This is a genomic window from Streptomyces sp. NPDC101178 (assembly GCF_044767965.1).
GTDB lineage: Bacteria > Actinomycetota > Actinomycetes > Streptomycetales > Streptomycetaceae > Streptomyces.
The window spans coordinates 69,702-83,187 of record NZ_JBIWOZ010000003.1 but is presented as its reverse complement, the minus strand read 5'-3'; the positions used below and the strand labels follow the sequence as shown (position 1 = coordinate 83,187).

The 13,486-nt window shown below is 69.2% G+C and carries 9 protein-coding genes, 1 tRNA gene, 1 other RNA gene and 1 riboswitch; of the genes, 6 read left to right on the top strand and 5 right to left on the bottom strand.

All coding sequences use genetic code 11. From position 1 onward, the window contains the following. Positions 1-80: 80 nt before the first annotated feature. Positions 81-160, top strand: a riboswitch (cobalamin riboswitch). 93 nt (positions 161-253) lie between these two features. Beyond that, complete coding sequence (gene cobN, locus ACIRR8_RS08870; RefSeq protein WP_404060922.1) at positions 254-3,859, top strand: cobaltochelatase subunit CobN; 3,606 nt, start codon at positions 254-256, stop codon at positions 3,857-3,859. A 67-nt stretch (positions 3,860-3,926) separates the two neighbouring features. After that, positions 3,927-5,060 (top strand): hypothetical protein, encoded by a 1,134-nt coding sequence (locus tag ACIRR8_RS08865; RefSeq protein ID WP_404060919.1) that lies wholly within the window; start codon positions 3,927-3,929, stop codon positions 5,058-5,060. A gap of 90 nt (positions 5,061-5,150) precedes the next feature. On the opposite strand, the gene ACIRR8_RS08860 is transcribed toward ACIRR8_RS08865, so the two are convergent. Continuing rightward, complete coding sequence (locus ACIRR8_RS08860; RefSeq protein WP_404060916.1) at positions 5,151-6,920, bottom strand: lysyl oxidase family protein; 1,770 nt, start codon at positions 6,918-6,920, stop codon at positions 5,151-5,153. Positions 6,921-7,409: 489 nt separating this feature from the next. Next, on the bottom strand, positions 7,410-8,051 hold the full coding sequence (locus ACIRR8_RS08855; protein ID WP_404060914.1) for a hypothetical protein: 642 nt from the start codon (positions 8,049-8,051) through the stop codon (positions 7,410-7,412). A gap of 157 nt (positions 8,052-8,208) precedes the next feature. Here ACIRR8_RS08855 and ACIRR8_RS08850 point away from each other — a divergent pair, with 157 nt between their 5' ends. Both ACIRR8_RS08850 and ACIRR8_RS08845 read left to right on the top strand, forming a co-directional pair. Next, positions 8,209-8,763, top strand: coding sequence for a toll/interleukin-1 receptor domain-containing protein (locus tag ACIRR8_RS08850; RefSeq protein WP_404060911.1), 555 nt, complete (start codon positions 8,209-8,211; stop codon positions 8,761-8,763). Between the two features lie 283 nt (positions 8,764-9,046). After that, the gene (locus ACIRR8_RS08845) at positions 9,047-9,976 is read left to right on the top strand and encodes an FAD-dependent oxidoreductase (RefSeq protein WP_404060908.1); all 930 of its coding nucleotides are present in this window, start codon (positions 9,047-9,049) and stop codon (positions 9,974-9,976) included. Positions 9,977-10,029: 53 nt separating this feature from the next. On the opposite strand, the gene ACIRR8_RS08840 is transcribed toward ACIRR8_RS08845, so the two are convergent. Then, positions 10,030-10,614: a TetR/AcrR family transcriptional regulator gene (locus tag ACIRR8_RS08840; RefSeq protein WP_404060905.1), complete on the bottom strand. Its 585-nt coding sequence runs from the start codon at positions 10,612-10,614 to the stop codon at positions 10,030-10,032. Between the two features lie 129 nt (positions 10,615-10,743). On the opposite strand from ACIRR8_RS08840, the gene ACIRR8_RS08835 reads away from it, so the two are divergent. Continuing rightward, positions 10,744-11,301 (top strand): hypothetical protein, encoded by a 558-nt coding sequence (locus ACIRR8_RS08835; RefSeq protein ID WP_404060902.1) that lies wholly within the window; start codon positions 10,744-10,746, stop codon positions 11,299-11,301. 47 nt (positions 11,302-11,348) lie between these two features. On the opposite strand, the gene ACIRR8_RS08830 is transcribed toward ACIRR8_RS08835, so the two are convergent. Continuing rightward, entirely contained in the window at positions 11,349-12,722 is a 1,374-nt protein-coding gene (locus tag ACIRR8_RS08830; protein WP_404060899.1) for a hypothetical protein, read from the bottom strand. Positions 12,723-13,157: 435 nt separating this feature from the next. Beyond that, positions 13,158-13,245, bottom strand: a tRNA-Ser gene (locus ACIRR8_RS08825). Positions 13,246-13,387: 142 nt separating this feature from the next. Here ACIRR8_RS08825 and ffs point away from each other — a divergent pair. Then, positions 13,388-13,484: signal recognition particle sRNA small type (gene ffs / locus ACIRR8_RS08820), an RNA gene on the top strand. Positions 13,485-13,486: the final 2 nt, after the last annotated feature.

Below are 13,486 nucleotides of genomic sequence, written 5' to 3'. Positions count from 1 at the left end.
CCCCTGCCCCGCCTCCACCCCCGCCGCTTAGGATGCAGGCGGTGGTCCGTTCAGGCCGCCATCGCCAGACGGCGACAGGGGAGGAAGCCCGGTGAGATTCCGGCGCGGTCCCGCCACTGTGAGCCCGGCCGCCACCACCGGCCGGGCGAGTCAGGAACTCCCTTCTCCGAGTGCCCGGTCATCGCCGGGCCGACCGGGGAGACCCTCCGACACCGCCCGGGGCGTGGACACCCCGAGGAAGGCCTGACGCAGCATGATCCTGCTCCTGTCGACGTCCGACACCGACCTCCTGAGCGCCCGCGCTTCCGAGGGGCCCGTCAGCTACCGGTACGCCAACCCCTCCCGCGTCGACCTGGCCGGGCTCCCGGCGCTGCTGGACGGCGTCGACCTCGTCGTCGTACGCCTCCTCGGCGGCGTACGCGCGTGGCAGGAGGGGCTCGACGCGGTGCTGGCCACCGGGCGGCCGGTCGTCGTGCTGACCGGTGAGCAGGCTCCGGACGCGCAGCTCATGGCCGCCTCCACCGTGCCGATCGGGATAGCCGCCGAGGCGCACGCCTACCTCGCGCACGGCGGGCCCGCCAACCTGGAGCAGCTGGCCCGGTTCCTCTCCGACACCGTGCTGCTGACCGGCCACGGCTTCGAGCCGCCCGCCCCGGCCCCGGCGTGGGGCCCGCTGGAGCGGGAGGCCCGTGCGGTGGACGCGGGGGCGCCGACGGTCGCCGTCCTCTACTACCGGGCCCACCACATGAGCGGCAACACCGCGTTCGTGGAGGCGCTGTGCACGGCGGTGGAGGACGCCGGGGCCCGGCCGCTTCCGCTGTACGTCGCGTCTCTCCGTACGCCGGAGAGCGAGCTGATCGACCAGCTCCGCGCCGCCGACGCCATCGTCACCACCGTCCTCGCGGCGGGCGGCACCAAGCCCGCCGAGGCCTCGGCGGGAGGCGACGACGAGTCGTGGGACGCGGGCGCGCTGACCCAGCTCGACGTGCCGATCCTCCAGGCGCTCTGCCTCACCAGCCCGCGCGCCGCGTGGGAGGAGAACGACGAGGGCGTCTCGCCGCTGGACGCGGCCACCCAGATCGCGGTGCCGGAGTTCGACGGCCGCCTGATCACCGTCCCCTTCTCCTTCAAGGAGATCGACGAGGACGGGCTCCCGGCGTACGTCGCCGATGCCGAGCGCGCGGCCCGCGTCGCCGGGATCGCCGTACGCCACGCGAAGCTGCGCTCGATCCCCAACGCGGAGAAGAAGATCGCGCTCGTGCTCTCGGCCTATCCGACCAAGCACTCGCGGATCGGCAACGCGGTCGGCCTGGACACGCCCGCCAGTGCTGTGGCGCTGCTGCGGCGGCTGCGCGCCGAAGGGTACGACTTCGGGCCGGAGGCCGACATCCCGGGACTGGTCTCCGGGGACGGCGACGAGCTGATCTACGCGCTGATCGAGGCGGGCGGCCACGATCAGGAGTGGCTGACCGAGGAGCAGCTGGCGAAGAACCCGGTCCGGATCCCGGCCGCCGACTACCGCCGCTGGTTCGCCCAACTTCCTCAGGAACTCCGGGAGTCGGTGGAGGAGCACTGGGGCCCGGCGCCCGGCGAGATGTTCGTGGACCGGTCCGCCAACCCGGAGGGCGACGTCGTCCTGGCCGCTCTGCGGCGCGGCAACCTCCTCATCCTCATCCAGCCACCGCGCGGCTTCGGCGAGAACCCGATCGCGATCTACCACGACCCCGATCTCCCGCCGTCCCACCACTACTTGGCCGCCTACCGCTGGATCGCCGCCTCCGCCGAGGACAACGGCTTCGGCGCGGACGCCATGGTCCACCTCGGCAAGCACGGCAACCTGGAGTGGCTGCCCGGCAAGAACGCGGGCCTGTCGGCCGCGTGCGGCCCCGACGCGGCCCTCGGTGACCTTCCCCTCGTCTACCCGTTCCTGGTGAACGACCCGGGCGAGGGTACGCAGGCCAAGCGCCGCGTCCACGCCACGCTGATCGACCACCTGGTCCCGCCGATGGCCCGCGCCGACAGCTACGGCGACATCGCGCGCCTGGAGCAACTCCTCGACGAGCACGCCCAGATCGCCGCGATGGACCCGTCCAAGCTGCCCGCGATCCGCGCGCAGATCTGGACGCTGATCCAGGCCGCGAAGCTCGACCACGACCTCGGCGTGGCGGACCGCCCGGAGGACGAGGGCTTCGACGACTTCATCATGCACCTCGACGGCTGGCTCTGCGAGATCAAGGACGTCCAGATCCGCGACGGCCTGCACGTCCTCGGCAACCCGCCCGCCGGGAACGACCGGGTCAACCTGGTGCTCGCCGTGCTGCGCGCCCGCCAGATCTGGGGCGGTACGGCATCCCTCCCCGGCCTCCGCGAAGCGCTCGGGCTCGACGAGTCGGCCGCGACCCGCACGGACGCGGACGCGATCGAGGAGCAGGCGCGCGCCCTGGTCCAGGCGATGGACGACGCGGACTGGGACCCGGCGGCGGTGGCCGGGGTCGCCGCAGGCCTGCCGGACGCGGTAGCCGACATCCTCACCTTCGCGGCCACCGAGGTCGTCCCCCGCATGGCGGCGACGACCGACGAACTCACCCACGCCGTCCACGCGTTGAACGGCGGCTTCGTCCCCGCGGGCCCGTCCGGCTCCCCGCTCCGCGGCCTGGTCAACGTCCTCCCGACGGGCCGCAACTTCTACTCGGTCGACCCGAAGGCGGTCCCCTCCAAGCTGGCGTGGGAGACCGGCCAGGCCCTGGCGGACTCCCTCCTCACCCGCTACCGCACCGACAACGGCGACTGGCCCACCTCGGTCGGCCTCTCGCTCTGGGGCACCAGCGCGATGCGCACGGCGGGCGACGACATCGCGGAGGCGTTCGCGCTGCTCGGCATCCGGCCCGTATGGGACGACGCCTCGCGCCGCGTGACGGGTCTGGAGCCCATCCCGTACGCCGAGTTGGGCCGTCCGCGCATCGACGTGACACTCCGCATCTCCGGCTTCTTCCGGGACGCGTTCCCGCACACGATCGGGCTGCTCGACGACGCCGTACGACTGGCCGCCTCGCTCGACGAACCGGCCGAGCAGAACTACGTACGGGCCCATGCCCAGGCCGACCTGGCCGAGCACGGTGACGAACGCCGGGCCACCACAAGGATCTTCGGCTCGCGCCCCGGCACGTACGGCGCCGGCCTCCTCCAGCTCATCGACTCCCGCGACTGGCGCACCGACGCCGACCTCGCCGAGGTCTACACGGTCTGGGGCGGATACGCCTACGGCCGCGAGCTCGACGGCCGCCCGGCCCGCGAGGAGATGGAGACGGCGTACAAGCGCATCGAGGTCGCGGCGAAGAACACCGACACCCGCGAGCACGACATCGCGGACTCGGACGACTACTTCCAGTACCACGGCGGCATGGTGGCCACCGTGCGCGCGCTCAAGGGCAAGGCCCCGGAGGCGTACATCGGGGACTCCACCCGCCCCGAGACCGTCCGCACCCGCACGCTCGTCGAGGAGACCTCCCGCGTCTTCCGCGCCCGGGTCGTCAACCCGAAGTGGATCGAGGCGATGCGCCGCCACGGCTACAAGGGCGCGTTCGAGCTGGCGGCCACCGTCGACTACCTCTTCGGCTACGACGCCACGACCGGGGTCGTCGCGGACTGGATGTACGACAAGCTCACCGAGACGTACGTGCTCGACCCGGAGAACAAGCAGTTCCTCCAGGAGGCCAACCCCTGGGCCCTGCACGGCATCGCGGAGCGCCTGCTGGAGGCCGAGTCGCGCGGCATGTGGGCCAAGCCGGACCCGGCGGTGCTGGAGGCGCTGCGCCAGGTGTACCTGGAGACCGAGGGCAACCTGGAGGGCGAGGACTGACACCCGCTCCTCCCGTTCTTCTTCCGGCCCCTGCCCCGTTGTCCTCCCGACCGGCACAATCACGGTCATGGGGACGACGGGGCAGCGCGGTTCGGACGAGGTCAACGGGCTTTCTCAGGAGGACCGTTCGGGCGCGAGCCGGTTCCTCGCCGCTCTCCGCCTCGCTCTCCTCTCCGGCGTGACCGGTGCGGCGCTCGCCGCGCTCGTCGTCGGCGTGATCCTCAAGGACGTGCCGGTCCTCGCCACCGGGGGCGGGGTCCTGACCCTCCTGATCCTCCTCGCCTTCCTCGGCGGGCGGCGGGGCGCGGGGCCCGCCGAGCCCCCGGCCCGCAGGACCGCCCTGGCCCGGATCGAGGACCTGCGGGCCACGGGCGGCGAAACGGCCGACGTGCCGGTGACGTTCCGGCTCACCGTGGCACCGGAGCCGGAGGACGGCCGGTCGGCGTACCGCGTGAAGATCAGCCAGTCCGTCAACCTGGTCGACATCCCCGCCTACCGGCCACGCGGGATCGCGGTCGTGGAGTACCACCCGGAGAAGCCCTGGGACGTCCGGATCGTCACCCGGCCCACCCCGGAGTGGAGCCGCCGGGCCGAGGAGGCGCAGATCGACTCCGCGCCCGAGTCCACCCTGGTGAGGGACCCGGAAGGGGGCGCGGGGGCGTGGTGCCTGGTGGCGCTGCTCGGATTGCTGGCGGGTGCGGCGGTGGTGGTGCTGCTCCTCCGGGGTGAGCTGTTCGCGTCGGAGGGTCCGGCGGAGCGATCTTCCTCGTCCTCCTCCGCATCGCATACGTTCTCCACCTCCACCACCGTCTCCGGGCCCTCCTCCTCGCTGCTCACCTTCGGGCGGATGCGGGTGACCGCGATGGAGCTGGAGGCCCGGGTGGACACCCCGTACGTCACCGCACTCACCATCGAGGACCACCGCATGGCGATGCGCGGCGACTCCGCCCTACCGCCCGCCGAGACGTTCCACCTCGCGTCCCTCCCGTACGAACTCCTCCCCGGCCTCGTCCGTGAGGCCCGCACCACCCTCGGCGTCCGCGATGCCGAGAGCTGGCGCATCGATGTGTCACCGGGAGCGGGTGCGGGGTCCGGGCCGCGGGTCCGGGTCACGGTGAGCGGCACGGAGGGGACGGCCCACCTGGACGCGGACGCGACGGGGCGGATCACGGAGCGGCGGGCGGCGGGGGAGGCGGGCTGAACGGCTCGTGCCGTCGGCCCGGGAACAGGCTCCGGGGCCGACGGCACGAGCGAGGTGTCAGGAAGCCCCGTGGGGCCGGGACGGCGGAGATCAGTTGGCGTTCACCAGGTGATGGGCGGGAACCTTCACGGTCCGCGCGCCCTTCTTCCCGCCGAGGACGACCTTCCGCAGGGCGCTGTTGTTCTTGTGGTTGGTCTCCTTGAGCCGGTTCTCCGGGTTGGCGAGGACCTGGATGTAGTACGTGCCGTTCGGCAGGTTCGTGATGTCGAAGGACTGGCCGGGCAGGTCCTGGGTGTAGGTGTCACCGGAGCCGATGTCGAGCACCTCGCGGACGGAGATGGAGTTCTCCTGGCCGCACGCGGTGGACAGGTCGGTGTTCTCCGGGTGCCAGTTGGCGTTCTTGACCGTGTAGTCGACGGCGTCGGTGTTGGCGAGGCAGAACGCCTCCTTGCCGCTGCGCACGGTCTCCTTCTTGTCGGCCTTCAGCAGCCGGTAGCTGGCGAAGTCCGTGAAGTGCCAGTGCTCGTGGCCGGGGCGCGGGTCCCACTCCATGGTGCCGGTCGGGGTGTAGCCGACCTGCTTGCCCTTGGCGTCGTAGAAGTACTGGTAGGCGTCCATCAGCTCCTTGCCCGGCGACCGGAACCCGTCGACGACGAGCTTGGCCGGCCCGGCGTTCCACACGTTGGCGCTGAAGGCGAGGTAGTCCTTGCCGGGCACGTCCTCGTAACCGTCGCTGACGGTGATCCCGTACGCGGGCAGCGAGCGCAGGTCGGGCTTGGGCACGTCGGGCACGGAGGCCTTGCCGGTGGGCCGCTTCGCGTTGGGCTGCACGGCGGGAGCCTGCCGCGACCCGTCGGTCTGCCCGGCCCGGTCCCCGATGCGAGCGGCGGAGAAGCCCTGGCGCTCGGCGGTCTGCTTCTTGAGCGCCCAGGGGAGGGCGGGCGGTGCCGGCGGGTATGGCCCGTGACCGACGTTGTACGTGGCTCCGGCACCGCTCGTCGGGCCGGCGGGGGCGTCGGTACGGGCGGGGGCGCCGTGTCCGGCGTGGGCGGCGGGGGCGGAGGACGCGGGTGCGTGCCCGGAGTGCCCGGAGTGCAGGGAGCCGGAGGCGGCCTTGGCGGCGGCACCACCGGTGCCACCTTCCTCCTCCTCCCAACTACGCTCGCGCACGGTGACCTTGACGCTCTGCGACTTGTCGGCGATCCCGAAGAGGTCGCGGTACTTCTTGGTCACGGAGACCTTGGCGGTGTACTTCCCGGCGGCCAGCTGGACCGGCGCGGAGTAGTACCCGGCATAGGTGTTGGCCGCCCACCCGTTCTCCACGCCCCAGACGGAGCCGAGGGTGAAGGGGTTGACGGGACAGCTCTGCGGATACTTCGACTTGGCGGGAGCGTCGGGCCGCACGCGTCCGGAGGCGTTGTTGGGGCAGAAGGGCTCGGTCTTCTTCAGCACCGCTTTCCCGGCCGCGTCGACGACGCTGACCTGCAGGAAGCCGGGCAGCCCGGTGAAGTCCTTCACCAGCCCCGTGGGAAGCGCCTTCGTGGTGGTCTTCTTCCCGTTCCGGATGATCTGCGAGGCGACGACGGGATCCTTGTAGGACTTACGGGTCACCTTGAGCTCGAAGGCTGCGTTCTCGGAGGTGAGGTAGGTCCCGAGATCGAGATAGACCCCGGGATCGTCCTTCCACGAGTCGAGCGTCACCGAGGCGGACGCGGCGATCAGGCTGAGCTTCGGCCCTGGCTGCGCGGTCTTGGCGTCGGGCGCGGCGGCAACGACACCCGCCGTCACGGCGATGGCCGCGGCGACGGCGATGGAGGGGCGGGTGAGGCGGTTGGTGCGGCCCTGCTGGAATCTGGTCATCGTTCCTCGTGCTCCGGCTCTTTCCGAGTGCGTGACGGACACGGACAGACAGCACGGCCCTCAACTCACCTGTGGCGACGCTGTGTCCGGCCTGTGAGAGGGGGGCTGAGGCGGTCGGGTTGTCTCGTGTCCCTCGAGTGGCCCAGGATTGTCCGAAAAGTTGCGCTTCCCCGAACGGCCGCTGCCCGCCCGGCCTGACGGCTACTCGTGCAGGCCGGGCACCGTCTCGAGGAGCGCCGCATCCAGGTCGGCCGGGGCGAGGCCGAGCTTGGCCGGGAGCCGACGGAGTCGAGGATGCGCGGCGCATTGGTGGCACACAGCGTCTCAATCAACTCGCTCAGTACCGGAGTGCTCGTTGCCGGGTCGACCTCAGGTCGCGCGTACTTGTAGCGCGACAGAAGGCCTGGGCTGAGTGATCGGGCGTCTCACAGAGCGGCGGAGGTTTGCGACGCCACGGACTGAGCGGTGCTGACTGCCTTCGACCCTTGCTCACCTCAGTGCTGCGAGGAACGTGAATGCGGCAAGCACCAACTGAGCAATGATGCAGTACCGGAAAGTGCTGATTGCGGACCTCAAGTGGCGATGGCGTTGGGCGTGTTGCAATATGTCCGTCCAGAGTTCCGCCACTGCATGTCCGAGCATGGAATCCAGGCTGAGTTCTGTCACCTTACGGGCGAAGTCGGTGTGCCCGTCGACAGACTTGAGAGTGTCCCCCCAATTGAACAGAAATCTTGTGGGTATTTCCGCGTGATGAAGAGCGCGAGTTGTTTTGCGTGCAGCGATCGCATTGATGCATCCCCAGAGGCTTCGCATAATTAATGAGAGCGTCAGGGTTGCCAGGGCTGCGAACAGGGATTCGATCAAAATGCTCTGGCGTCGCGTGTCGGACTGTAAGTGATAGTTGACGAGAATCAGAGAGCCGGTGATCAGGATGGCATTGGCGCTGAGTAGAATCGATGCCCGAAGTGACGTTGACGAACGAAGGCGATCGTATCTATCGATGTGCCATTTTGTTATTTCAAGCATCTCCGACGTCGGTGCTGGAGACCCTGAAGCCTGTTCGAGTGCGGGCGGCTTGGAGGCCTTCAACCCCTGATGCAGCCAGCTTTTTCTCGACGGGATTTCTGTCACTTGTTTTCCCTTCGCCGGCGTGAGTATTCAGCATCAAGGGTCTTAGGAGCGGTTGGCGCCTCAGTTGTCATCGATCATTTAGCCTAGAGGGCTGCGGCGGAATGAGCGCGAACGCTGCGGAATTTGGGAAGTCACAGCAGTGGCTAAGGGGTGCTAAGTGGATCAAATATTCGTCAACTACCGCAGAGAGGGGGGTGCCTACGCTGCAGCCCTCCTCGACGAGTTGCTGTCGGAACAATTCGGAGAAGATAGAGTATTTCGGGCATCAAGGTCTATATTGGCAGGCTCTGACTTTGCGCGCTCGATCCTGAGTGCCGTAGAGGGGTGCAGTGTGATGCTGGTGATCATAGATGCTGAATGGTCGGGAAAATTTGACATCCCAGAGAATGATGCCTCACCTACATGCGACTGGGTTCTCAGGGAGATTGAAGAGGCGTTCAAGTTCGGCCGGTTGGTTATTCCCGTGCTGCTTTCAGGGGTTGGCCGATTGTGCGCTCGAGACCTTCCGGAATCGGTGGCGTTCCTGGCTGATCTGCAGTATCTGAGATTCGACTACCGCAATATTCGGAAAGACTCTGATTACATGGTCGAGCAATTAATTCGAGCATGTCCGGATATCGCGATGATAAAGGATTCCGACTGTCAGGGATCCGTTCTTCTTCGCTGGATCCGGCGGCTCTCGAGATCCCTCGGGCAGGGGGGCGAAAAATAAAATGCCAGCGCTAGTCGGCTGAAGCCTGCAGAAGATTCCCCGTGGGTCCTGTATGCCTACAGTTGGTGTGGTCGAACTTGAACCAAGCAGGTTGCTGCTGGTGTTCGTCGGGGATCGCTACCCGCCAACTTGGCGAGCAGCGGCAAGACGCGTCAGCGTCGCACGCATCCAGGACGCCAGTCTTGTTGTCGCCTGTTGTCTCCTCGCATCCGGTTCGCTGGCCACCGTCGGCCAGGCGATGGGAAACGGTTCGGGCGTGGCGCCCAGGTGGTGAGATGTGCCCATGGCCGATACCGCATCCCACACCGAGGTGCCCGCCGCCCACGCCACCGACCTGATCGTCATCGGCGGCGGCCCGGCCGGCTGCGCCGCCGCCCGCACAGCCGCGAGCGTCGGCATGCGCTCGATCCTGGTCGAGCCGGACCGGCTGTGCCGCAGCCTCCACCGCATCCCGGCCCTGGACAACGTCCTCGGCGGCCACACCAGCGGCCCCGCGCTCGCAGACGTCATCACCGCAGAGTTGGCAGACACGGAGCTGTGCCGCCAGGAACTCGGCCGACACGTCACCGAACTCCGCGCCGCCGACGACCACGTCACGGTCACCCTGGACACCGGTACGCGCCTGACGGCCCCGCACGCGGTCGTCGCCACCGGCGTCGGCCCCCTCCAGCCCGGCGACGTCCCCTGGATCACGGCACCCGGCGGCCTCACCCTGTCTCCGCTCTGGCAGGCCGACCCGGACGACGCCGAAGGCCGTACGCTCCTCGTCCTCGGCGGCGACCGCCCGATCGGCACCTTCCTCCGCGCCCACCCGGCCACCGGAACCCGCCTGCTCGTGGCGTACCCGGAGGCGGACACGTACAAGATCGAGGAGATCCGCGACGATCCACGCGTCATGCTCCTGCCCGTCGAGCATCTGACGCTGTACGCCTCCGAAGGAGGCACGGTGACCGCGGACGTACGGAACCGGGGCGGCGGACGGCGTACGGTCACGGCGGACGCCGTCCACCTCAGCATCGGCAGCGCGCCCACCGCTCCTGCAGGCGACCTGGTCCGTGACGCCGACGGCTACTCCCCGCCGGACCGCCAGCACCCGCGCATCATCGTGGCCGGCGATCTCCGCTCCGCCCGCTATCAACGCATCATGACGGCCCTGGGCTCCGGCAGTGAGGCCGCGCTGCGCGCCTACTACGCGGCGCGGGAACTCCTGTAGGGGATTGTGCGGGTGCTGCGGGTGCTGCGGGTGCTGCGTGCGCGAAGAGCCGCTCAGGCTCCGCGTGCCCGCAGGATCCCCTCGACGCCCAGGAGGAAGGTCTCGGCGATCGGCTTCGGGTCGGAAAGGCAGCCGGCGGCCATGGCGCCGTCGCGGAGCATGACGAGGTGCCGGCCGGCACCGTCGGCGGGCTGATCGCCGACTTGCGCCAGCAGCTCGGTGACGGTGTCCAGGAACCACCGGCGGTGGTCCAGGACGGCTCGGTGGATGGGGTGGGCGGGGTCGGGGTACTCGGCCGCCGCGTTGAGGAAGGCGCAGCCGCGGAAGCCGGGGCTCTGAATGCCTCCGGTGATGAACCGGCCGATCGCCCGGACCGCGTCGGCCGCCGACTGCTCGCCCGCCCGCGCGGCCTCGATGCCCGCCCGGATCCCCCGGTCGGCTTGGTCGAGGTAGGCGAGGACGAGTTCTTCCTTGCCGGTGAAGTGCCGGTACAGCGTGGCGCGGGTGACCTGCGCCTCCACGATGATCCGGTCGACACCGACGGAGTGGATCCCCTCCGCGTAGAAGATGCGCGTCGCTGTGTCCAGCAGCCGCGCCCGCGCCGCCGACGTGCTGCTTCCTCCCGTGCCCTCACTCATACGGCCAGGCTACCGCACCGATGAGGGAGAACGTTCGGTCTTGACAGTGCGGCGGTCAGTCCTTTCAATGAAAGAGACCGAACGTTCTCCCTCGTTGAGAGATGCCCTCTCTTCCCTGAAAGGACTCCCGTGAACACCCTCGTCGGCACGACCCCCGCCAGCGTCCCCACCGCCCTGCGCAAGCTGTACTTCCTACGCTTCGGCTTCGCCGCGGCATGGGCGGCCATGCTGTTCGCGACCGCCGGCACGCTGGGCGCGCTCACGGCTACGCTGCTGGTGATCTACCCCTTGTTCGACGTGGCGTGCGCCGTCATCGATCTCCGCTCCGCCCGGGCGGATGCCCAGCCTGCGCGCGGCCTGTACGTGAACATCGCGCTCAGCACCCTCACCGGCATCGGCGTCGCCGTCGCCGCCACGTCCGGCATCCCCGCCGTCCTGCGGGTATGGGGCGTCTGGGCCATCACGGCGGGCGTCGTCCAGCTCCTCGTCGGCGCCGCCCGCCGCCAACTCGGCGGCCAGTGGGCGATGATCGCCAGCGGGGCCATTTCCACACTCGCCGGCGCCTCGTTCTTCGCCCAGGCCGGTACGGGCGACGCCTCCCTGGCCGGTTTGGCCGGCTATGCCCTCCTCGGTGGCGTCTTCTTTCTCGTCTCCGCCCTCCGCTTGGGGCGCACCCGCACGGTGTGACGCGTCGACGCCTCGACCGAGTCCGCCGACGTGAGGGAGCCCAGGGGTCAGACGTCGACAGGGTCGGGCGCGTCGTCCCGGCCGCTCGGCTCTTCCTCTCCATGAGGCTGGGCGGGGATCTCGACGGGATGGGTGCAGCGCCACACGGTGTCCACGCCGGTCTCGGGGTGGACGGTCTCCTTGAGGCCCCGGTGGTCGCATTGGGTGCACGCACCGATGACTTCGCGGTCGTACACCCAGCGGATCTCGGCGTGCAGCCGCCGGAAGCAGGCGAGCGCCAGGGGCGATGCGTGCCAACGCGGAGCCTCGTACTCGGGGATGGAATGGTGCAGCTCGATCGCCTTGTCGATCTTGCCGCTGAGGCTGGTCACCGAGGCGGACGCCGCCTCCGGCGGCCCCATCCGAGGGTTGCGCTCCTTCCACGCCGCGGCGGAGTCGGCAGCCCGCCAGGCGAAGCAGATCATCTGACCGGAGGTGTACCCGTGGGCGAAGCCCTTGCGGATCACGTCGGCGAGTTCCTCGCGCCGCGCTTCGGGCACCGCGGGGTAGCCGTACTTCTTGGTGAGCAGGTTGTCGAGGTAGCCGGAGACGTCGAGAACCTCCAGCCGGTCCACCAGCGTGGTGAAGGCCTCCCGGTCCTCAGCTGCCTGAGGACCGGGCCGAGTCCGGAGGTCATCCGCGATCTTCTTGACGCGCTCCTGCGCGGCGGCCAGGCCACCGACCACCCGCCACGCGACTTCGGTGGAGACGAAGGCGACGCCGTCGCCGTTCTGGGAGGGCCTGAACGCCTCCACCGGACTCTCCGGCGCGAGGGCAAGCAACTGCGCGTCGTAGAGATCCGACAAGAGTTGTCTGTCCTGCTCGGCATCACCTGTCCAGCCCAAGGGGCCGACACTTGAGAGACGGGGAAGTGGCGTGCCGGGATTGCGGGTGGCGTAGCTGATCAACGCCACGTAGAGGGCAAGGGCCAGAGGGCTGTCCTTCGGAAGGGGGTCGGCCGGCTCGGCCTTTCCTTCCTCGTCCGCAAGAGCGTGAGCCACCAGCCGCTGGAGCCTTTCCGCCTGCTGCCGCTCACGTTCCCGCTCGACGCGCTTCTGTTCGGCGGCGCGTTGCTGCCGCTCGGTCTCCTCCTGCTGCCGGATTTTCGAGCACTCCCCGCAGAGGTACGAAGGAGCTTCCGCGTCGAGGTACTTGCCGCCGACCTTGTTGGCCCAGGACCGGTTGGTGACGGTGATCGGTTCGGAGCAGTTCGCGCACGGGCAGTTGAGGAGCGTGGCGTACGAGTGAGCTGTGGCCACCGCCCCGATGTCGCCGGTCACGCCGATGCTGCCGACGGTCCGGGCCCAGGTGCCGTCGTCCTTGATCTCCCAGTAGAGGGCACTGATTCTCCGGGCGTCCTCCGGAGCATCGTGCTTGATCACGACACGGAGGCGGGGAGCGTCCGAGGGGAAAACCCGAACAATCGGCCGGGGAGCAGCCGCTCGCCGTTGCTGTGCCTGGTTCTTCCTGCCCCGTTCCCGCTTTCGGCGGCGTTCGCGCTTACCCACGCGTCTGTTCCTGGCTCATGTGTGGATGGTGACGCAACTGAGGGTCGGCAGGGAGGTTTTCTGACAATTTCGATGGTTTCGGGAGCGCGCGGAGGAATGGGCACTCGGCGGCGCTCCGCCGCCCTGGGAGCTCGGCCTCTGCGCCGCCCGCATCCAGATGATGCGCCGGTCCGGGCCGAAGGCGGCCATGTACGGCAACGTCTGCGGGGCCGCCCTCAGCGGGCGGTGAGCGGAGATGCACCTGCCTCAACGTCGAAGGGCCCCACCGCAAGCGGTGGGGCCCTTCGACGTATTGCCCGGTGAGAGCAATGGCGGAGGATACGAGATTCGAACTCGTGAGGGGTTGCCCCCAACACGCTTTCCAAGCGTGCGCCCTAGGCCACTAGGCGAATCCTCCGCCGCAAACAATACAAGACGTTGGAGGGTGCTCGCGAACACGTTCGCCGAAGATCGTCCGGAGGGGCCGTGCAGGTCGTCCGGCGGGGCGGGTGGTGGACGGGTGGGTGGACCGGAGGGGGTGGGGATCCGCTAAGGTGGGCGTCAGCCCCTCACGTGGCGCTATCTGACTGAACTCCCCCAGGGCCGGAAGGCAGCAAGGGTAGGTTGGCTCTGGCGGGTGCGTGGGGGGCCCTTGCGTT